The sequence below is a fragment of the Sulfurospirillum tamanense genome (assembly GCF_016937535.1).
In the GTDB taxonomy this organism is placed as follows: Bacteria; Campylobacterota; Campylobacteria; order Campylobacterales; family Campylobacteraceae; genus Sulfurospirillum_B; species Sulfurospirillum_B tamanense.
Genome location: NZ_JAFHKK010000001.1, coordinates 148,239 through 168,168, shown reverse-complemented (window position 1 = coordinate 168,168; position 19,930 = coordinate 148,239). Strand labels below are relative to the sequence as shown.

The 19,930-nt window shown below is 49.5% G+C and carries 22 protein-coding genes; 14 read left to right on the top strand and 8 right to left on the bottom strand.

Annotated features, from left to right (window positions below):
- Positions 1-7 precede the first annotated feature (7 nt).
- The 9 genes from fdh3B to JWV37_RS00915 all read left to right on the top strand — a co-directional run bounded on the left by fdh3B (position 8) and on the right by JWV37_RS00915 (position 6,745).
- On the top strand, positions 8-607 hold the full coding sequence (fdh3B, locus tag JWV37_RS00955; protein ID WP_205457767.1) for a formate dehydrogenase FDH3 subunit beta: 600 nt from the start codon (positions 8-10) through the stop codon (positions 605-607).
- A gap of 14 nt (positions 608-621) precedes the next feature.
- A complete protein-coding gene (locus JWV37_RS00950; protein WP_205457766.1) occupies positions 622-1,521 on the top strand; it encodes a formate dehydrogenase subunit gamma in 900 nt (299 codons plus the stop codon).
- A gap of 124 nt (positions 1,522-1,645) precedes the next feature.
- Positions 1,646-2,428, top strand: coding sequence for a formate dehydrogenase accessory sulfurtransferase FdhD (gene fdhD / locus JWV37_RS00945; RefSeq protein WP_205457804.1), 783 nt, complete (start codon positions 1,646-1,648; stop codon positions 2,426-2,428).
- Positions 2,421-3,155: a winged helix-turn-helix domain-containing protein gene (locus JWV37_RS00940; RefSeq protein WP_205457765.1), complete on the top strand. Its 735-nt coding sequence runs from the start codon at positions 2,421-2,423 to the stop codon at positions 3,153-3,155. The genes fdhD and JWV37_RS00940 overlap by 8 nt, the downstream gene beginning before the upstream one ends.
- A 47-nt stretch (positions 3,156-3,202) precedes the next feature.
- The gene (locus tag JWV37_RS00935) at positions 3,203-3,385 is read left to right on the top strand and encodes a sodium-dependent tyrosine transporter (protein WP_205457764.1); all 183 of its coding nucleotides are present in this window, start codon (positions 3,203-3,205) and stop codon (positions 3,383-3,385) included.
- Positions 3,386-3,476: 91 nt separating this feature from the next.
- On the top strand, positions 3,477-4,061 hold the full coding sequence (gene yedF / locus JWV37_RS00930) for a sulfurtransferase-like selenium metabolism protein YedF (RefSeq protein WP_205457763.1): 585 nt from the start codon (positions 3,477-3,479) through the stop codon (positions 4,059-4,061).
- Between the two features lie 121 nt (positions 4,062-4,182).
- Positions 4,183-5,214: a selenide, water dikinase SelD gene (gene selD / locus JWV37_RS00925; RefSeq protein WP_205457762.1), complete on the top strand. Its 1,032-nt coding sequence runs from the start codon at positions 4,183-4,185 to the stop codon at positions 5,212-5,214.
- Position 5,215: 1 nt separating this feature from the next.
- Complete coding sequence (locus JWV37_RS00920) at positions 5,216-6,001, top strand: AraC family transcriptional regulator (protein WP_205457761.1); 786 nt, start codon at positions 5,216-5,218, stop codon at positions 5,999-6,001.
- Positions 6,002-6,142: 141 nt separating this feature from the next.
- A complete protein-coding gene (locus tag JWV37_RS00915) occupies positions 6,143-6,745 on the top strand; it encodes a LysE family translocator (protein ID WP_205457760.1) in 603 nt (200 codons plus the stop codon).
- On the opposite strand, the gene JWV37_RS00910 is transcribed toward JWV37_RS00915, so the two are convergent.
- Positions 6,740-7,045: a hypothetical protein gene (locus tag JWV37_RS00910; RefSeq protein ID WP_205457759.1), complete on the bottom strand. Its 306-nt coding sequence runs from the start codon at positions 7,043-7,045 to the stop codon at positions 6,740-6,742. The genes JWV37_RS00915 and JWV37_RS00910 overlap by 6 nt on opposite strands.
- A gap of 156 nt (positions 7,046-7,201) precedes the next feature.
- Between JWV37_RS00910 and JWV37_RS00905 the strand changes: the two genes are divergently transcribed.
- Positions 7,202-8,527, top strand: a complete 1,326-nt coding sequence (locus JWV37_RS00905; protein ID WP_205457758.1) for an FAD-dependent oxidoreductase — start codon at positions 7,202-7,204, stop codon at positions 8,525-8,527.
- Between the two features lie 9 nt (positions 8,528-8,536).
- The gene (locus JWV37_RS00900) at positions 8,537-8,722 is read left to right on the top strand and encodes a YgaP family membrane protein (RefSeq protein ID WP_205457757.1); all 186 of its coding nucleotides are present in this window, start codon (positions 8,537-8,539) and stop codon (positions 8,720-8,722) included.
- Positions 8,723-8,771: 49 nt separating this feature from the next.
- On the opposite strand, the gene JWV37_RS00895 is transcribed toward JWV37_RS00900, so the two are convergent.
- Together JWV37_RS00895 and JWV37_RS00890 are read right to left on the bottom strand one after the other, a co-directional pair.
- Positions 8,772-9,095, bottom strand: a complete 324-nt coding sequence (locus JWV37_RS00895; protein WP_205457756.1) for a c-type cytochrome — start codon at positions 9,093-9,095, stop codon at positions 8,772-8,774.
- Between the two features lie 84 nt (positions 9,096-9,179).
- On the bottom strand, positions 9,180-9,818 hold the full coding sequence (locus JWV37_RS00890; RefSeq protein ID WP_205457755.1) for a Crp/Fnr family transcriptional regulator: 639 nt from the start codon (positions 9,816-9,818) through the stop codon (positions 9,180-9,182).
- A 94-nt stretch (positions 9,819-9,912) separates the two neighbouring features.
- Between JWV37_RS00890 and JWV37_RS00885 the strand changes: the two genes are divergently transcribed.
- Positions 9,913-10,416, top strand: a complete 504-nt coding sequence (locus JWV37_RS00885) for a hypothetical protein (protein ID WP_205457754.1) — start codon at positions 9,913-9,915, stop codon at positions 10,414-10,416.
- Positions 10,417-10,635: 219 nt separating this feature from the next.
- Positions 10,636-11,826, top strand: coding sequence for a methyl-accepting chemotaxis protein (locus tag JWV37_RS00880; protein ID WP_369407629.1), 1,191 nt, complete (start codon positions 10,636-10,638; stop codon positions 11,824-11,826).
- Between the two features lie 2 nt (positions 11,827-11,828).
- Here the strand turns inward: JWV37_RS00880 and JWV37_RS00875 are convergent, their stop codons facing one another.
- Complete coding sequence (locus JWV37_RS00875) at positions 11,829-12,686, bottom strand: SPM autocatalytic domain-containing protein (protein WP_205457753.1); 858 nt, start codon at positions 12,684-12,686, stop codon at positions 11,829-11,831.
- Positions 12,687-12,865: 179 nt separating this feature from the next.
- On the opposite strand from JWV37_RS00875, the gene dbpA reads away from it, so the two are divergent.
- A complete protein-coding gene (dbpA, locus tag JWV37_RS00870) occupies positions 12,866-14,212 on the top strand; it encodes an ATP-dependent RNA helicase DbpA (RefSeq protein ID WP_205457752.1) in 1,347 nt (448 codons plus the stop codon).
- A 38-nt stretch (positions 14,213-14,250) separates the two neighbouring features.
- Here dbpA and JWV37_RS00865 read toward each other — a convergent pair whose 3' ends face one another.
- The 4 genes from JWV37_RS00865 to JWV37_RS00850 are packed head-to-tail and all read right to left on the bottom strand — an operon-like array spanning position 14,251 to position 19,851.
- Positions 14,251-17,325 carry an efflux RND transporter permease subunit gene (locus tag JWV37_RS00865; protein WP_205457751.1) on the bottom strand — a complete coding sequence of 1,025 codons (3,075 nt, stop codon included), beginning with the start codon at positions 17,323-17,325 and terminating at the stop codon, positions 14,251-14,253.
- The gene (locus JWV37_RS00860; RefSeq protein WP_205457750.1) at positions 17,319-18,287 is read right to left on the bottom strand and encodes an efflux RND transporter periplasmic adaptor subunit; all 969 of its coding nucleotides are present in this window, start codon (positions 18,285-18,287) and stop codon (positions 17,319-17,321) included. Before JWV37_RS00860 ends, JWV37_RS00865 begins: the two co-directional genes overlap by 7 nt.
- Complete coding sequence (locus JWV37_RS00855; RefSeq protein ID WP_205457749.1) at positions 18,284-19,468, bottom strand: TolC family protein; 1,185 nt, start codon at positions 19,466-19,468, stop codon at positions 18,284-18,286. Before JWV37_RS00855 ends, JWV37_RS00860 begins: the two co-directional genes overlap by 4 nt.
- The gene (locus JWV37_RS00850; RefSeq protein ID WP_205457748.1) at positions 19,468-19,851 is read right to left on the bottom strand and encodes a FixH family protein; all 384 of its coding nucleotides are present in this window, start codon (positions 19,849-19,851) and stop codon (positions 19,468-19,470) included. The genes JWV37_RS00855 and JWV37_RS00850 overlap by 1 nt, the downstream gene beginning before the upstream one ends.
- Between the last annotated feature and the right edge of the window lie 79 nt (positions 19,852-19,930).

The window sequence follows — 19,930 nt, the reverse complement described above, 5'->3', positions numbered from 1 at the left end:
GTGAGTCATGAGCGAAATTATGCAGCGAATGAAGTTTTACTGTGATGAGGCCCGTTGTATCGACTGCAACGGATGTAGCGTTGCGTGTGCGGAAGCCCACGAGCTTCCCGTAGGTGTAAACCGACGTAAAGAAATCACGCTTAATGAAGGGGTCGAGGGCAAAGAGTTCTCCCTTTCTGTGGCATGTATGCACTGTACCGATGCGCCATGTGAAGCGGTGTGTCCGGTGGATTGTTTCTATGTGCGAGAAGATGGAATCGTCCTTCACAGCAAAGAGACTTGCATTGGATGTGGCTATTGTCTATATGCATGTCCTTTTGGCGCACCGCAGTTCCCACGCGATGGTGCCTTTGGTACCAAGGGAGCTATGGATAAATGTACCATGTGTGCAGGCGGCCCAGAAGAGACTAACTCAGAAAAAGAGCGTCAACTCTATGGACAAAACCGCATTGCTGAGGGCAAAGTTCCTGTATGTGCGGCCATGTGTTCCACAAAAGCCTTGTTAGTAGGTGATGGTGAGTCTGTTGCTGAAATCTACCGCCAGCGCCTTGTTAGTAAAGGCAAAGGAACGCAAGGTATGCCTTATGGGTGGAGTACAGCGTACTAATGAAGGAGCAAAAGATGAAACACCGTCTTGGTGCTCTGCTCCTTCTCCCCCTAATGGTCTCAGCGGTATTTGCCGCTGAGAACCCCATCTGGGGCGAGGGACGCATCACAAATATCTTTGGCTACGGCAAAGAGGGAAGCACCGGTCTTGGTCCTTTGTTCACCCTTTTACAAAACCAATACTTTGTCCCTATCTTTTTAGCCATCATCGTAGGCGTGCCTGCGGTTTTTTTACTGCACTATTTGGTCATCGGCCCTAAGGTTTTTCCTCATGGGGGAAAGAAGATTAAAGTCTTCAGCCTTTTTAACCGTGTTATTCACCAAATTGCAGCCATTAGCTTTATCGTCATTATCCCTACGGGTATCGTGATGGTGTTTGGAAGTTTCTTTGGGGGAGGGTGGTTTGTTACTTTGTGCAAAGATTTGCACGGACTCTTTACCATTCCTTTTGCACTTGTCGTGATTCCTATGTTTTTCATGTGGGTCAAAGAAGCCATTCCAAATACTGATGACATCAAATGGATGATGATTCTAGGCGGGTATCTCTCTAAGGAGAAAAAGCCCATTCCTGCAGGTAAGTTCAACGCAGGCCAAAAGATGTGGTTCTGGATAGCAACCCTAGGCAGTCTTGTCATGGTCATTACGGGTGTAATGATGTACTTGCTTGACTTTGACATGAGCATGCTAGTAAGCCTTACAGGCCTTAGCCAGATTGACTTGCTACGCTTAGCGGCTATTTTGCACAACGTGGTAGGCTTTGCTGTGCTTGCACTGTTTATTACCCATGTGTACATGTCTATGTTCGCCATTAAAGGTGCGGTACATAGCATCATCGATGGCCACATGGAAGAAGAAGAAGTGCGGATATTGCACTCTTCGTACTACAAGAAACTTAAAGAAAAAGGCGAAGTGTAAGTCGCCTTTGCTTTACATGTAAGGGGCGGTGCCGGAGTGGGCGCTGCCTTTTTACACGGTTTTAGTAACTTACCTTAGGGGGTAATGTGCTAAGATTGCGTATTTTAAAAGAAGGAAACAGATGATGGAACCCGTATATACCACACAGATTACAAAAATCAAAGACGGCAAAAAAATAGAGACTGATGACACTCTTGTGCGTGAAATTAAACTCGAACTCATTGTTAATGGTGAACGCGTGGGTGCGGTGATGGCCACACCTGTAGACCAAGAAGCATTAGCGCTTGGGTACCTGATGAGTGAAAATATCATTGAAACATTTGATGATATTACACGCATGGAGCTGGTGAATGATGGCATGGGTGTAGAGATTGAAGCCAAAGTCAACGCCGCCAATATTGGCAAACTTAATGCTGAAGGGGTAGTCATTAGCGGTTGCGGGCGCGGCATGACAGCCAACATCGACCCCGAAGCCATTGAGGCAAAGGTCATTCACAACCCTTTAACTATCGAAGCAAGCCTTCTTTCAACGCAAATGAGCCAGTTCTATACCGAGTGTCCGCTGTATGAGCAAACAGGTTGTGTGCACACGGCCAAGCTTTTTCTTGATGAGAAAACCTTTTTTATCGGCGAAGACATCGCCCAACACAACACCATCGACAAAGCCATTGGCAAAGCGCGTTTAGCGGGTGCTGATGTTTCTAAAGCATTTTTGATGGTGAGCGGCAGACTCTCTTCAGAGATGGTCGCCAAAGCGGTCATGCACGGGATTCCTATCCTTGTCTCACGTACTGCGTCCACGTGTCTGGGACTCATGATTGCCAAGAAATTTAACCTTACATTGGTGGGCTTTGCCCGCAATGACCGCATGAACATCTACAACGCGCCGGAGCGCATCCATGTCTGAATTAGAGCGCCACATCAAAGAAAACCTTAACGAAGAAGGCAAGCTTACATGTAAAGATGCCTACAAGGTTGCCGCCAAAACAAAAGAAGCGGTGCGCACCGTAGGTGACACCGCCAAAGCCATGGGTGTGCGCATCAGTGATTGTGAACTGGGGCAGTTTGGAAAATTGGAAAAAGATGAGTTTAGTGACGAAGTTAAAACGCGCTTAGAGCCTTTGTTGGATGAAAATAAAAAAGTGTTTTGCAAAGATGCCAGAGGCACGGCCGCAGGCGTTGGGCTTAAAAAAGTCCGTGGAACACTGGATAAATGCAACATTGATGTGAAATATTGCGAACTGGGCTGTTTTAAAGAAAAAAAACGGGTCAGGCTTTATGTTAAAACCAAAACATGGATTGAGAACGAAAAAGGCGAACTGCTTTTTGGTAAGGGCAAAACCGAAGTTTTAGAAGATGTAGCGCAAACAGGTTCTATCTCAGGGGCGGCGGAAAAACTGGGGATGAATTACAAAAAAACGTGGAGTCACATTCAGATTTTGCAAAAAAGCTTCCCAAGCCCTCTTGTGGAAACTCAAAAAGGCGGCGGTGAAAGTGGCGGCACGACCCTAACTCCTGAAGCATATGCACTCATGGACGCGTACAAAACCTTGCAAGCAGACATCGAAGCGTACGCCAACGAGCGCTTTAAAGAGCTATTTTTAAAACCTCGCAATAAGCGGGAGTTTTCGTAGTTTTAGTCCAAACATGATAGAATCAGCGAAATTTAAAAGGAGTGACCATGTTTATTAAACTAAACGACCGTGTGTATCTTAACACTGAAAGAATTACCCGCATCAAGATAGACGAAGTGCAAGATGGCATTCGCATCCGTTTTTACGAAGGTGGCGTACAAGTGGCTAAAAGCCAGAAGTTTGACACCGTTGAAGCCGCGCAAGCGTGGATTGCTACCAATTTCAAATAACCCCTTTGCCCACAAAATGTGGGCAGCTTCTTTTTAGGCTTGAGTTCAAGCGCCAAACCCCTTACATGTAAACCACCATTTTGGAGTAATAATGCAAATCGATTGCCGCAATTTAGAATGTCCCCAGCCTGTCCTTGAGACCAAAAAAGCCCTTGAATCTTTGCCAGAGGACGCCGTCCTTGAAGTGCTTGTCAATTCCGTTGCCTCACGCGAAAACGTCATGCGTTTTGGGAAAAACAGCGGGTGTGAAGTGCGCGAGAGCGTCCAAGGCGATGCAACGCTCATCACCCTTGTGAAGGGCTACGGTTGCGACATCGTTCCTTCGGCTCCCAGTGGATTTTTGAACAAAACCCTTTTTATTAAAGATGACAAAGTGGGCGAGGGCGAGTTAGGCGGAATGCTCATGGTTGGTTTTTTAAAAACCGTGCTAGAGCAAAAAGCCTTGCCAAGCCGCATTATTTGTGTCAACAAGGGCGTCTTGCTCACTACTGCACCCGAGGGAAGTGACGTTATCGCCGTGCTCAAAGCTCTTGCTGATAAAGGCGTAGAAATCTACTCATGCGGCGTGTGCTTGGAGTTTTACAAGGTGCAAGATGCCCTCAAAGTAGGGGTGATTGGCAATGCGTACAGCACCATCGAAATGCTCCTAAACGCTCAGGATGTGATTAGCCTGTAAGGAAGCCAAAAGCACCAAAGGTGCGCGAACCCTCCGCTGAGGAGAACTCAGCGTTAGCGTAGTCTTTGGAGCTTTGCTTCAAAGGCGTGTCAGGAGTTTTGAAAAAACTCTAAGGAATGTCATGATTTTAAACAACCAAGCCAAGCTGACTAAATACGTCAAGGCTGCGGGTTGTGCTGCTAAGTTGGGTCCGGAGGATCTCACAAACACCCTTAGCGGCCTTTATGCCCCGCATCCAAACGTGCTTGTTGGCAGTGAAGGCAGTGAAGATGCCAGCGTGTACGCGCTCAACGAAACCCAAGCTTTGGTGCAAACGGTGGATTTTATCACGCCAGTGGTGGATGACCCCTTTGTGTACGGACAGATTGCCGCGGCAAATTCCCTCAGCGACGTGTTTGCCATGGGGGCAGAGGTGCTCAGTGCGTTGAACCTTGTGGGGTTTGATGGATGTCACCATCCCCGTGCGCTTTTGCGGGAAATCTTAGAAGGCGGACGCGACAAGGTGCTAGAATGCGGCGGGGTCGTTACAGGCGGACACACCATCGAAACCCCTGAAATGTACTATGGCCTTTCGGTGACGGGCATGGTGCATCCTAAGCGGTTTTGGCGCAACAACACGCCGCGCGTGGGCGATGTGCTACTCCTCACCAAACCCCTTGGCATGGGGATTCTCTCGACCGCTATCAAGGCAGATTTGCTAAGTGATGCCGAGGCGTGCGAAGCCGCGCAGATTATGGCGCAGCTCAACGTCCACGCTATGCGCGCATTGCGTCCTTTGGCGGTGAGTGCGTGCACGGATGTGACGGGTTTTGGACTGTTGGGACATGGTTTGGAAATGGCGGCAGATAAGGTCACGTTGTGCATCGCCCAAGGGGCGGTACCGGTGCTAAAGAGTGCCAAGACTTACGCAGACATGGGCATCATCCCCGCAGGAAGTTATGCCAACAAATCGCATGTTGAGCGTTTCCTTACATGTAAGGACGACGTGGACATCACGCTCTTTGACGCGCAAACTTCGGGTGGCTTACTGGTAGCCTTGCCTGAAAAAGAAGTACGGCAAAGCATCGCTGTGCTTCAGGATTTGGGTTACGTACACACGTGCATCATCGGCGAAGTATTAGCGCGCGAAGCGACACCCCTAAGGGTCGTGTAGGGTGCAAGCGGGCACCTTGCCTTTTGCGGAAGCGCGGTTTGCGACCCGCAGTTTTGAACATTTTAAATCCCATCTACACCAACGTCTTAGCATCGGGGCGGTGCTTGAGGGCGAGGTGGAGTTTACGTTAGGAGAGAAAGCGTTTACGCTACAAAGCGGCACGTTAGCCCTCATCAACCCCCACGTGCTTCATGCGTGCAATCCTTCTCCTTCTAAACCCCGCACGTACGGGATGCTTTACCTCGACACCGCGTGGTGCGCGTCCTTGCAAGGACGTGAAGTGTTTGCCCCTTTTCAAACCTCACTCCTTGAAGATGCTTCGTTGGTAGCGCACTATTTTGACACCCTTACCACCTTGCTAGACCCCAAGGGGTTTAGGATGGAAAAAGAGGAAAAACTGACGGAGTTTTTTGGCGCGTTGCTAGAGCGCGTGCGCTTTTTACCCGCAATGCCCAGTACTCCTTGCATAGCGCGGGCGCAAGAGATGCTTACATGTAACCTAGAAGAAGAGTTGCCCCTTGAAACGCTTGCCCACGCGGCGGGTGGGAGTGTGTACGGGTTGATTCGTGCTTTTAAAGCCAGTGTTGGGGTCACGCCCCACGCCTTTAGGCTCAACTGCCGCATCGAGGCGGCGCGCCGCTACCTCCAGCAAGGCCGCGTCATCGCCGAGGTTGCCCAAATGTGCGGTTTTTACGACCAAAGCCATTTTCACCACCACTTCAAAGCCTTCACCACCCAAACCCCCAAAGCCTACCAACGCAATTTTTTACAAGATTTAAAAGCCTAGATTTTTCTATACTTCATCGTTAACGCACAAAGCACCAAAGGTGCGTGGGCTTTCTGCGTAAGTGTGCGTAGCGTTAGCGTAGCTTTTGGAGCTTTGCTCTAAAAGCGTATTGAGAGTTCTGAAAGAACTCTAAGGAGTATTATGGAATTTTTCTTGGTAGCATGGGCGCATTTTTTGGCGTTGTTGAGTCCTGGGCCTGATTTTTTTCTCATCATCCAAACAGCCTTGCGGCTTCCGTTGCGCTATGCCTTTGGGGTGTGCTTGGGGATTGCCTTGGGCAATGGGGTGTATATCGCCTTGGCGCTCAGTAGTGCGGCACTGTTGACCCAGCACGAAACCTTTTTTGTAGTGGTGCGAAGCCTTGGTGGGGTCTATTTGTGTTACATCGGATGGCATCTTTTGCGCGCGCCAAAAGTGCGTGAGAGTGCTAGCAAAGCCTTACATGTAAAGGCATGGGGAAAACACGTGGCCCTTGGGTTTGGCTCTGCGGTGCTTAACCCTAAAAATGCTCTGTTTTATTGGGTGTTGTTCGGGGCGATGGTAAGCCCAGATACGGGGATGCAAATGCGTCTTTGGTACGGGGTGTGGATGGTGGCGGTGGTGCTTGGGTGGGACATGGTGGTGGCACTTCTTGCGGGTAATCGCCACACTAAAGCACGTTTGTATGGGGCAATAGGGTGGATTCAAAAAGGCTCAGGCGTGGTGCTTGGCCTTTTTGGGTTGGGACTTTTGGTGGGGCTATAGCTCCTCACACACGGCTACCACGTCGCTGTCTTTGGCGTAGTGGATGAAAAACGCCCTCAAGTGCTCCAAAGCTTCCGCATCTAGCGTGCCTTGGGGTATGTTGTAAGCGGTTAAAAACCCTTTTCCCTCTTTGCTCATCAGTGTTTCCCATTCTGCTTTAGTATGTGTTTTAGTAAAGGCATCTCCACGCATGTCCGTGATAGGTGAAACGACGTAACGGTAAAAAATCTGCCCCTTGTGAGGGTCACCTGCAAAAGCCAGCTGTGTTAGCAATAAAAAAGCTAAGAGTATTCTTTTCATCGTCATCCTTTGGAAATATAGGTGTAGTATATCAAACTTGATTAAACTTGTCAAAATACTTGACATTGATGAAAAAATAGATTATGATGCCGAGATGTTTTGGAGCAATTATTCCATAAAATAGTGATTTGTATTACTACATGTAAAGGTGAAAAAATGAATCGTAGAGACGCATTAAAGTTAAGTGTATTGGGCGCAGCGGCAGTGGTGACTAACGGTGTTGCCAAAGAAAATGAAGCACAAAAAACGTCAGTAGCGCCCCTAGCACACCCTCTTAATGGGAAGGCGCGTGTGGCCATCATCGGTGGAGGGTATGCAGGACTTAGTGTGGCCAAGGCCATCCGCGAGCACAATAAAGAGGCCGAGATTGTGATTTTTGAGTCTAAAAACGTCTTTGCCTCGTGCCCTTACAGCAACTTGTGGATCGGGGGCGTAGAGGGCACAAGCTATGAAGAGTTGTTGTTTTCGCCCTTGGAGCCCGCCATTACTTACGGCTACGAAGTGGTCAACGAAAAAGTCATTGCCATCGACCGCAAGGCCAAAACCCTCACAACCCTTGGAAACACGTACGCGTACACCCTGCTAGTCCTTGCCACCGGGATTGAGTACGATTACGCACCTTTTGGGCTAGACGCCGAGGAAGCCAGAGCGTGCCGCACGTTGTTTCCTGCCAGTTACACCGGCGGCGAAGAGCAATTGACCTTAAAGAAAAAAGTGGAAAACTTTACAGAAGGGGTCTTTGTCATCACCGTGCCCAAAGGCGCGTATCGTTGCCCTCCTGCACCCTATGAGCGTGCTGCGCTGATTGCTAGCTATTTTCAAGCCAAGGGACGCAAGGCCAAGGTGGTGCTTTTAGACCCAAGAGACAAGCCAACTACGAAATCTAAGGGCTTTTTGGAAGCGTTTGCGAAGTATGAAGGGTATTTAGAATACCTGCCTACGAGCAACATTACAAACATTGACCTTGCCAAAAAAGTCGTCGCTTACGATGTCTTTGATGTGAACACGAAGCAGTTTGTGAAACAAACCTTGGCCTTTGATGATGCCAATATCATCCCCGCCAACAAAGCCAGTGCTTTGTTAACTGGAGCAGGCCTTGCAGTGACAAGCACGGGATGGGGCAGAGTCGTGGCTCCAGGGTTTCAAAGCGTGAGTGACCCTGATGTGTACATCGTAGGCGACGTGCTTGGGGAGTACCCCTTTCCCAAAAGTGCCCAAATGGCAAACTCGTGCGGGCTCATTGCGGGCGAGCAGATTGGGCGACGTTTGAGCGGGCGTGACCCACGCGTGGGCGCGGAGCTTCCTGCGAATGTGTGCTACTCTATGGTCAGTCCAACCACAGCCATCGCCGTGACGCACCAAGCCTACTTAGAGGAAAAATCTGTTAAAGTAAAAGCCGAACTTTTTGAAAATGCCGACGAAGCTACGGCTGTTGCTACCAAAGATTGGTACAAGGGCATTACGGCAAGTATTTTTTCCTAAGGAATGATGATGACATGTGGGATTAAAAAACCAAGCAGAGCCTTTCGCATCAGCGCAGGCGTGATAATCGTCACGCTTGGCCTGATTTTTCAGAGCTATTGGGGTCTTTTGGGGCTTGTGCCTATTGTGTTTGGCGCTCTAAATTATTGCCCGTTGTGTAACGTAAAACACTACATAGTAAAGTGGCGAAACTAATGTTTTAGAGGCAAAAGAGTCTTTACATGTAAAGACTCTTTTTTTTTTACTATTTTGTTAACGTCTTCATGTAGTTTAAAAGATGTTTCATTTCTGCTCCGTTGGGGTCAATGGCCTTTCCTTCAAGGGGCATTTGAATACACATGTTGACAATATCTTCAAGCGTGCTAAATGTTTGCCCCATCATCACGTACTCTTTTCTATCAAAAAGTGGCGCATTGAGGCCTTCGCCTCCTGCGTGACAGGTCACGCAGGAGGCGTCGTTTTTACTGCCGCCAAGTGTGGGGCTGTTGAACAATTGTTCGCCTTGGGCAAAAGCAAGCGAACTGCCTCCTGCTATAAGTAAAAAAACGAGGGTGAATTTCTTCTTCATGGTGGTCTCCTTGGGATTGTTTAAGAGACGGTATCATGACAGAATAGACGGTTTTTGTCTGTGACTTTTATCACAAATCCACTATCAAAACCATTTTAAAAAAGAACTTTTTTGGACAGGGCATTTGGTGATTTTTCCTCGCGAAAGGGTTATCACCCCTTCTTTTTCGAGGGTTTTTAACAAACGACTAACCACTTCTCTTGAAGTGCCAATATGAGAAGCAAGTTTTTCATGGGTGATGGTGAGGGTTTGCTCAGGTGTATCTTGGAGCCATTGCATCAAGCGTTCATCGAGTTTTTTAAAGCGAATGTCTTCCACAAGTTCCGTAAACTCCTCCAATCTAATAGAAAAAAGAGAAAACACATAGTCTTGATAGGCCTGTTCTTGGCGGTAAAGCGTGTGAAGCACGTTAGCATCAATCATATACCCTTCCAATTCACTTTCACTAATGGCACTCCCGATGGCAGGAGTGTTACCAAAGGCACTGTTGATATTGACATTGCATTGTTCAAAAGGCTTGAGGTAGTATAGGGTGATTTCTTGTCCCGAATCATGTCTTCTAAAAACACGAATGGAACCTTCTACTAAAAATAAAATTTGTCTGCAAGTGTCTCCTTGATGAAACAGAAGGTGTTCTTTGGGGATGGTAGTCTTGGTGGCTGCTGCAAGCAAAATAGATTGATTTTCAAGAGAAAGGCGATTAAAAAAAGAAAAGCGGTGCATGCGTCTGTTCCTTGTAATGAAATTAAGGTTAGATTGTACCTAAAAAGGAAAGATACTTTTGTTATACTTCCTTATCTTTTTCAAAGGCCATTTCATGCACCCCTTCCACCAGTACGACACTCCTACAAAAACACTTTTTCATACCCGTTTGACGCAAGCCGCTACTGCCTTAGGTGGGGCCAATTTTTTGCTTGGCCTTATTGAAGCGATTCGCGCCACTAAGCCCCACGGGCTTTTACAAACCTCTTGCGACATTCGCACCGAACAGCTCATCATGAAATGGAACAAAGTGGTCTTTAAAGACAAGGTAGACTTGCTTGAAACCCTTCTTTTTGCCCCGCGCACTTCGCGCGACCTCTTGGAAGGCTTGGATGAAAAAAAGAAGAAAAACGCCCTCAATATGGCCAAAGCCCTTGCCCCTTTGCGCGTAAGCGTGAAACCAAAAAACAGCAAAGTTGGCGTTGGGTTTGAAGTGTCGCCCTTTGAAGGCCTAGAGGCTTCGGCGTTGCACCTTGACCCTGTGTTTGAATTGCTCTTTTTTAGAAATGTAGATTTTGCGCGCACGGTGCTAAAGTACACCCCTCCTGTAAGTAGCTAGCCATTTGAGTAGCAAAGGAGGTTCAAAGCCTCCTCTACATGTAAAGATGTCCAGTGCTATAATCTTTAAATTTTTTTAGATAGAAACATTAAGCTTATAATTAAAACTCCTTTTTTTGTCTCTAAAATTTGTTACACTACACGATGGCGTTCTTTTGAGGTTTTGCTAAAAGTATCATAGGATAGATTTGGCAAAACGTTTTACCAACAAGGAGTCATCGTGAGCGCTTCCCTTCTTCTCATTGGTGCTAATGACGCAACCACCCAAGAGCTCGTCTCTCTCGTGGATGCAACACTTAAAGGCGCCGTGACTTACCAAGCGGCAACTTTGCAAAATTACAAACAGTACGATGCTGAGGCGTTTGATTTGATTGTGTGTTTTGTAAACCGTTACGATGAAATGGTCAAAACCTATAGCAAAGAGCGGGTAACGGCTGTTGAATTTGTGCCGCCTACGGATTTTTTCGTGGCAGTGAGTCGCATCCCCGAAGGCGAAGAAGTGGTGATTTTTAACAACAGTTCTTCGGGCGCCAATGTCATGCTCAAATTTTTAAAACAGTACCAACTCACCCACGTGACTTACACTATCGTTCCTTTCGATGAGTGGGAAAGTGCTCAAGTGCGCGAAAAACTCTCTAGTGTGCGGTACGTGATCGGGACCGACGGATATGTGTCGCGCGGGAAGGCGTTGTACACTACTTATGGCAGTGGGCTCAAGCAAGATGCAGTCATCATTCCCAGTCCGCCACGCACTGCAACCCCTGCGAGTGTGAGTTCGTTGGCGCAAATTGTCACGAGTATCAATTCCCAAAAAATCCTGCAAGAATCCTGCGCGGTTTCGAGCACTTTGGCTGATCAGACCAAAGATATTTCCCACATCACCCAAGAAGCGTTTCGTTCCATTGAAGAGACGGCCAAAACCATTGCTTTGGTCCATGGCAAGCTTACGGGTGAAGTGCGAAATGTACAAGACACCAACGCGCTTGCGCAAAATCTCATGAACGCCGTGGAAGAGATAGGCTCCATCACCAGTTCCATTAAACACATTGCCAGTGACACCAACCTTTTGGCGCTCAACGCGGCCATCGAAGCCGCGCGCGCAGGAGAACACGGACGCGGGTTTGCGGTCGTGGCAAGCGAAGTGCGCAAGCTTTCCGACCAGAGCAACCGTTTGACGGATAATATTCATATCGCCATCAGGCAAGTGCAGCAAGTCGTCAACAGCATTGTGCCTGCCCTGCAAAAAACGGTCGATGAAATCGTCACGACCCAAGAAGAGATTGAGAAAATCAGCATTGCAGCTAAGGGTGAAAGTGAGGCCATGAAAGACATCACGCAAAAGTTGGATGTGATTGCTGATATTAGCCTCTCTCTTTCAACCAAACAAAGCTCTTCCAAAGAGAGAGTGTAGGGCTAAGTAGCGATATCTATTTCAAATACCGCAGCACTTTGGTGTGTTGCGGTAAGCGCCAAAGAGGCATGTTTAAACGCTGCCAATGGGGTAGTGGCGTTTGTTTTGTGTATGTAGTCCATAGGGGTTACATGTAAAGAAAGCGCCCCGATACCTACTTCTTCTAGGCTAAGGAGTTGCTCGCTTGATGCGCTTACGTGCCAGAATTTAAGCTGAGAAAAAAAACTGTCGTTTTTATCAATCCACCCATTGCCATCCTCATCCAAACGCGCTAATTCCTTAAATCCTTCGCCAGATGTTGGCCCAAAGAGTTCACGTCCGCCCTCAACCACTCCGTTACCGTTTTTATCAAGCACCAAGTAGCCGCTGTTGGCGTTTAAGTGGACAAGTTTTCCCTCGTTGCCTTGAAGGTTAAAGGCAAAGGTGGTGTGCGCAAGAGGCTGAGTCCCTTCCAGTGAGAGAACGAGGGGGTCGCGAAATACCTGTCCGTTTTGGATGAAAAAAGCGTCTTTTTCCATGAAATGCTGCTCCCAGCGCAGACTTAAAGAAGCCTCAAGCCTTTCCCCGCCCTCTAGCTCGATGTTGGCATGCATCTCTAGCACTTGGGTTTGGCGCTCTTCAAGGCTTGTTTGGTAATGGATGATGGGAGAAGAGGCATGAACGGGTGCGCTATGTGCGGTGGGTATTGGATGGGTGGTGTGAAACTGGGCTTCTTTTGCTTTACCAAGGGTTTGTTTGCCAAACATCTGTTCCAGTAACAACGCCAACATGCGGTAGCGTGGGTCGAGGTTGGCGTAGTCGTCGTCTAGGGCGTAAGAAGTGTCAAGGTTTACAAGAAGAGGTGCTTGGGGTGGGGGCATTGGGGCTAATTCGCCCTGTTGAACCCGTACAGTGGTGCTTTAAGCCCGTTCAAGGCGGTGGGAAGAAGCGGTGGTGAAGTGGCTTTGGGTGATGTGCATGGCATCTCCTTTGGTATCTTAAAGCTATATCGGCAAAAAAGAACGTCGATTTTTGGTATACTTCACCAAAAAGAGACCCCATGCCTTCCTTTGCTACCCTTCCTTTACCCGATTCCTTAGTTTCAACCCTAGAGAGTCTTGGGTTTGACGCCATGACCCCCATCCAAGAAGCCGCCCTTCCGCGCATCCTAGAAGGCCATGACCTCATTGCCAAGGCCAAAACAGGCAGTGGGAAAACCGCCGCTTTTGGCGTGGGCCTTTTGGCGCGCTTGGATGTAAAACGGTTCAAGCCCCAAGCATTGGTGCTGTGTCCTACCCGTGAGTTGGCCGACCAAGTGGCTAAGGAACTGCGCCGCATCGCCCGTTTTGCGCCTAATCTAAAGATTTTAACCCTGTGCGGTGGCACGGCGTTTGGGCCGCAGATTGGCTCGTTGGCCCACGGGGCGCACGTGGTGGTGGGTACGCCTGGGCGTGTGCTCAAGCACTTGCAAAAAAAGACCTTGGTGTTAGACGAAGCTACAACGTTGGTGCTAGACGAAGCAGACAGGATGCTAGACATGGGCTTTTTGGAAGAAGTAGAAGAGGTCATCGCATTTGTACCACGTGCGCGCCAGACCTTGCTTTTTTCGGCGACTTTTCCTGAGGACATTGTGGCGTTAAGCCAGCGGATTCAGCGTGAGCCTCAAAGCGTGGAAGTGGAAGCGCAAGATAACCGTGTAATAGAGCGCTTTTACGAAACCTCCACAAAGCCCGAAGCCCTCTTGCGCGCGCTTGCGACCTTTACGCCTTCCAATGCCCTTGTCTTTGTCAACACCAAAGTCGAAGCCAACACGGTGGCAGATTTTTTATTTAAACGAGGGGTGGACGCCCTTTCCTTGCATGGAGATTTGGAGCAGTACCAGCGCAACGACGTGTTGGTGCAGTTTGCGAACAACAGTTGTTCAGTCTTGGTCGCCACGGAAGTCGCCGCGCGCGGTCTTGACATCAAAGCCCTTGCCATGGTCATCAACTACGACTTGCCCCACACCCTAGAGTCTTACACCCACCGCATCGGACGCACCGCGCGCGCAGGGGAAGAGGGGTTGGCGGTGAGCCTTTACACCTCAAGAGAGTGGGAAAAAATCGCCCAGTACGAAGCGCCTTCTCGCCACTTTGAGCGCGAAGATGCCTTACATGTAAGCCGTGGTTTTTCCATGAAACCTCCCTTTCGTACCCTTGTGCTTGAAGGAGGTAAAAAAGACAAATTGCGCCCTGGCGACATTTTGGGTGCGCTCACGGGCGAGATGGGATTGGAGGCCAAAGAGATTGGCAAAATCGACATTTACGACAAGCAAAGTTACGTGGCCATTTCCCAAGCGCGGGTAGATGAAGTCAAAGAAAAACGCTTTAAAGTGAAGAAAAAAATCTTTCCTACGTGGGTGCTGTAGCCTTTACATGTAAAGAAAAAAGCTTTACATGTAAAGGACTATTGGTCTTCTTTTTGGAGTTTGTAATACACCACGGGGATGATAAACAGCGTTAAAATCGCCGAACTGACCAATCCCCCAATCATCGGCGCAGCGATGCGTTGCATCACTTCACTGCCCGCCCCTTGCGCCCACATGATGGGCAAAAGGCCCAAAAGGGTCGAAAGTACGGTCATAAGTTTGGGCCGAACCCGCAAAACCGCCCCCTCAAACACCGCTTGGCGCAAGGTTTCCTTGGTGCGCACCTTAAGGGTTGCCACCGCTTCGTTGAGGTAGATAATCATCACAATCGCCGTTTCAACTGCAATCCCAATGAGCGCCAAAAAGCCCGCAATAGTGGCGATGGAGAGGTTGAAGTTGAGATAATCCATGTAAATAAACCCGCCCACCACCGCAAAGGGCAGGGTTAAAAACACCAAGACCGCTTGCCCAAGGGAGCGAAGCCCCAAGAAAATAAGCACAAAGGTGAGCAAAAGCGCCAAGGGGATAATAAACTTTAGCCGTTCCATCGCCCCTTCTAGGTATTCGCTCTCCCCTGCCCATTCTGTGTAAAATCCCGTAGGAAGGGGCACATTGGCCAACAGCGCTGAGGCTTCTTCCTTGTAGGTTTTAGACGACGTCCCTTCGTTTAGGGTGATGTACACGTAGGTGACTTTTTTGCCCATTTCGGTTTTCATCATCCCAGGACTTAAGGTGTGTGCCAAGGTGGCAAAGGTTTCAAGGGGTTGGAACCCGTAGGGGGTTTTGATAGCGAGGGCTTTGAGGGCTTCAAGGTCGCTTCGGTGTTCAAGTTCAAGGCGCAAGGTGATAGGGTAGCGTTCGATGCCTTCAAAAAAAGTACTGATTTTTGCGCCCCCCACAGCAGCAGCGATGACTTCTAAAACCGCTTCTTTATCCATGCCATACTGGGCCAAAGGTTCGGGGTTGAGGGAGATGTCAAGGTAATACCCGCTGTTGCTTTTGTCGGCAAAAACACTGCGCGTGTCTTGGTGGGTGCCAAGGGCGGTCGCGATAGCCTGTGCGCTTTTTTCCAAAGCTTCGTCGTTGTCCCCGTAGAGTTTGATGCCCAAAGGCGTGCGCATTCCTGTGATGAGCATGTCGATGCGTCCACGAATGGGAAATGTCCACGAATTCACTAGGCCCGGCAGTTGCAATTTGGCGTTCATCTCCTCTTGTAAAGAGGCGTAGGTGACCCCTTCGCGCCACTGGGATTGAGGCTTAAACTGGATGATGGTTTCGATCATCGAAAGGGGTGCGGGGTCGGTCGCCGTCGCCGCGCGGCCCACTTTAGCAAAGGTACTCTCCACCTCAGGAAAGCTTTTAATGATGGCGTTGCTTTGCTTGGCATACGCCTTGGCTGTTTCGATGCTAATCCCGCTCGAAGTAACGGGCATGTACATGAGGGCTTGCTCGTGTAGTGGGGGCATAAATTCCCAACGCTGTTTGGTGTAAGTGTGGTAGCCAAAGATGAGTAGCCCCACAAATACGGCAATGCTGAGGTACCAAAACCGCATGGAAAATTTTAACAACACCCCATAAGCGGCGATGAAAAAGCGGTTAAGGGGGTTTTTTTCTTCCCTGTGGAGAGTGCCTTTGATGAAAAATACCATGAGCACAGGCACAAAGGTGATGGCCAAAATAGCCCCAATGAGCATGGCAAAGGTTTTGGTGTACGCAAGGGGTTTAAACAACGCTCCTTCTTGTCCGCCCAAGGAAAAGATGGGCAAAAAACTCACCACGATGATGAGCAATGCAAAAAAGATAGGCCGCCCCACCTGCTTGGAAGAGGTGATGATGGTCGCCACGCGCTCAGTCTCACTGATGCCTTTTTTGCCGCCGAGTTTTTTGTGCACGTTTTCAATCATCACCACACACGCATCCACCATCGCCCCAATGGCAATCGCGATGCCTCCAAGGCTCATGATGTTGGATTCAATCCCAAACAGTTTCATGAGCAAAAACGTCAGCGCAATGGTCAGCGGTAAAATGATAAGCACCACTAGGGCGCTACGCACATGGAGCAAAAAGAGCATCACCACCGCAAACACCACCACGCTTTCCTCCAAAAGGACGTTTTGGAGATTAGTGATGGCATTAAGGATAAGGTCGCTTCGGTCGTAGGTTGTGATGACTTCCACATCGTTTACATGTAAGCTTTCAAGGCGTTCTTTGACCGCTTGGATGACCTTATAAGCGTTTTCTTTATACCGCACCACCACGATACCCCCGACCACTTCCCCTTCTCCGTTAAGCTCCGCCAAACCGCTACGGTAAGAAGGCACAAGGGTTACGTCTGCGATGTCCCCTAGGGTCAAGGGGACGCCTTTTGGGCTACCCAAAGGGATGGCGAGCAAATCTGCGGCACTTTTGGCGTAGCCTTTGGCTTGCACCATGTGTTCAAACCCATTTTCCAAGAGGACGCCACCGCCCACGTCACGGTTGTTTTGGGCGATGGCGTTTTTGACTTGGCTAATGCCAAGGTCGTAACGCACAAGGTCATCTTGGCGCAGGGTGATTTCGTAGGTTTTAACAAAACCCCCCACACTTGCCACCTCACTCACCCCTTCCACGCCAAGCAACGCGTAGCGGTAGACATAATCTTGCAAGGTGCGCAACTCTTGCAAGGATTTTGTGTTGGAGGTGAGGGCGTATTCAAACACCCAGCCAATGCCCGTCGCATCGGGGCCTAAACGGATGGAGGCTTCTTGGGGTACGGTTTTAGCCACCGAAGCGATGACCTCACTCACGCGGTCTCTTGCCCAGTACAAATCCGTCGCATCGTCAAAGATTACGTACACCAAAGCGTTTCCAAAGGAGGTAAAGGCGCGCACGGTACTGCTTTTGGGAACGGAAAGGAGCGCGCTCGTGAGCTCATACACCACTTGGTCTTCGATGACTTTGGGGGACTGGCCGGGGAATTCAACGCTCACAATCACTTGGGGTGGGGTCAAATCAGGAAGCGCGTCGAGTGCGGTGTGTTTCATGGCCCACACGGAAAGCATCACACCTAAAAGCAAGGTGAGTAACACCATGGCTTTATTGCGCAAGCTTCCTTCGATGATGTGTTCTACCATGGGGCGTTTCCTCCAAAGTTTTGCACATCGCTGTCAAACATAAACAGGGCTTCAGCGACCACTTCTTCCCCCTCTTTAAGGCCGCTTAATACTTCAAACGTGCCATTGTTCAGGCGTAGGGCTTCAATGGCGCGGGGGTCGTATTCGCCTTCGTATTCACTCGCGACAAAGACAAAATGTTGCGCACCTTTGGTGATTACCGCACGGCTTGGCAGGGAAAGATACGTGCGCGCAGGAGTGCTAAAGGTGATGCGTGCAAAGGCGTTTTCAAACAAGGTGCCTTTGGGGTTTTCGACCACAATTCGCACAGGCACGCTTTTGGTTTGCGGGTCGATTTGTGGGATGATGCGCTCTAGTGTTGCGGTGTAGGGCGTGGGGTCCATGTCGAAAAAAACCTCCACTTTTTGAGCCAAAAGTGCAAAGGGGATGTCCCGTTCGTACACATTAGCATGAAGCCACAAGGTGGTGTAGTCGGTGATTTCATACAGCGGGCTACCCCGTGGAACAAACGCCCCTTCGGTAAGGTTTTTTTGGGTGATAATACCCGCATAAGGGGCAAAAACATCGACGGTAGGAAAGGGTGTTTTTCGGGTTTTGAGGCGTGCAATAGTGGCGGCATCTAGTCCAAGTAGGGTGAGTTTTTGAGCGATGCTCTCAACCATGGCAGGGTTGTTGAGGCGTAAAGCATGGAGGTATTCGGCCTGAGCGGTGGTTACCTCAGGAGAATAGACGCGCGCTAAGAGGTCGCCTTTTTGTACATGTAAGAAAGTTTGGTTTACATGTAAGGCTTCCACGTACGCATCGTACCGCAGGGCCACCGTTTTTACCGACGCCTCATTGGCCGTGGTGGTGCCGTAGAAGGTTTTGGTGGCCCCTTGGGTGGTGCGCGTCACGGGAACGGTTTGCACCGAAGCGGCAAAGGCGTGGGCAAAGAGTAAGCATAACAAGAGGACGTGTTTCATAAAGAAGCTCCTAAAAGGTAGGCGATGGTGAGCACCGAAGCGTTGTAAGCGTAGGTGGCTTGGTTGAGCCCAAGCTGTGCCTCAAGGCGTTTGGTGAGGGTTTCATAGAGCCTAAGCAAGGATTCGTTTTGGGAAAAAGCGGTGGATTGATAGAGCGCATACAAAGCGTTTGTCTCGCGGATGATGGCTTCTGTTAAGGCGATTTTATCACTCTGCAATGCCTTGGAAAGGAGTGCGTTTTCAAGGGCAAAACGCAGTTGTTCGTGCAAGGTGCTCGCGGCATGTTCGCTCGCGGCATGTTCTAGGGTTGCTTTGCGTGCCCGCAAGGTTTCTTTGCCATACAAGGGCAAGGCCATACCTAGCTCCACAAAGGCGTAATCTTCCCGTCCTTCACGGCGGTTGTAGCCCAGCTTTAGCATGAGGTCGGGGGTTTTCATCGCTTTTTCTAAAGAGAGTTGCGTGTTGCGTTGATGGCTTCTAAGGTGTGCTTGTTGCAAGCGTGGGTTTTGGGCCAAAAGGGCGTGTTCGTCCTCATAAGGGTAGGGCAACAGGCCCTCGGGCAGGGTTAGGCTTGGCAACGGAGCGTTTACGAGGCTTTGAAGTTCGTGTTTTAGGGAAGCCTTTTCTTGTGCTAGGGTGCGTTTTTGAAGCAAGAGGGTTTTTTGAAAAATCGCCGTGGTGTGGGCGGGGGAAAGGTGCGAGGCGGTGGGGTTGTAGCCAAGGTGCGCTTCTTGGGAAGCTTCTAGTATGTCCAAGATACCCTCCACCGCGTCCATGTCCGCTTCCGCGCGCCAAAGGGCGTGTTCGAGTAGGCCAATCTGACGGCTAAGTTGGCGTTTTTTTTCATCAATTTCAAGCCGTTTGAGGGCAACGTCGGCGCGGGCTAGGGTGGCTTGGAGGTCGCGCTTGGAACCTGTGGGGATGGTTTGCGTTAATGCGATGGATTCGTTTTGCATCCCTTGGTCACGGGTAAGCGGCTTGTCTAAAAAGATATCCATGACGCCCACGGAGAGGGTGGGATTGTCCCAAATCTTGCTTAAACCAACCGCTTCTTCAAGGGCCGCTTTTTGGGCTTTGAGGGTTTTGAGCTCAAAGTTGTGTTCATAGGCCAAGGAGACAAGCGAGCTTTGGGCCAACGCGTAGCCCGTGAGGGCTACGAGGAGAAAGAGCGCGCGTTGCATTAGAGGTTTACGCTAGAGCGCAAGCGCTGTTTTTTACCATCGGCGGTTTCGATGTAAATGGTGATTTGCCATGTGCCATTCATGGAAAGAAAAATGTTTGCTTCGTAGGCATTGCCCTTAAGTACCGCTTCGGCTTTTTCTTCCATGGCGTGCATGCCTGGCATTTCGGGCATGGAAGCGACAAAAGTCACTTTGGCGTCTGTGATGGTTTTGGAACCCTCAACGATGGTGATGTTCACGAGGTTGTCGCCGCGTGAAAGAGGCTTGGCACTGCTGTAGGTGACGCTTAGCGCCCCTGCGTTTCCTGTACGTGAAAAGGCATCAGCCCAAAGGCCACTCGCGCCTACCATAAAGACAAGCAAAAGTCCTAAAAATTGTTTCATAACTGCTCCTTGAAAAAGATGCAAGCAGTATAAAACCCGTGTGTGCAAGATTTGTGGAGTGGCGAGGCTTTACACAGTG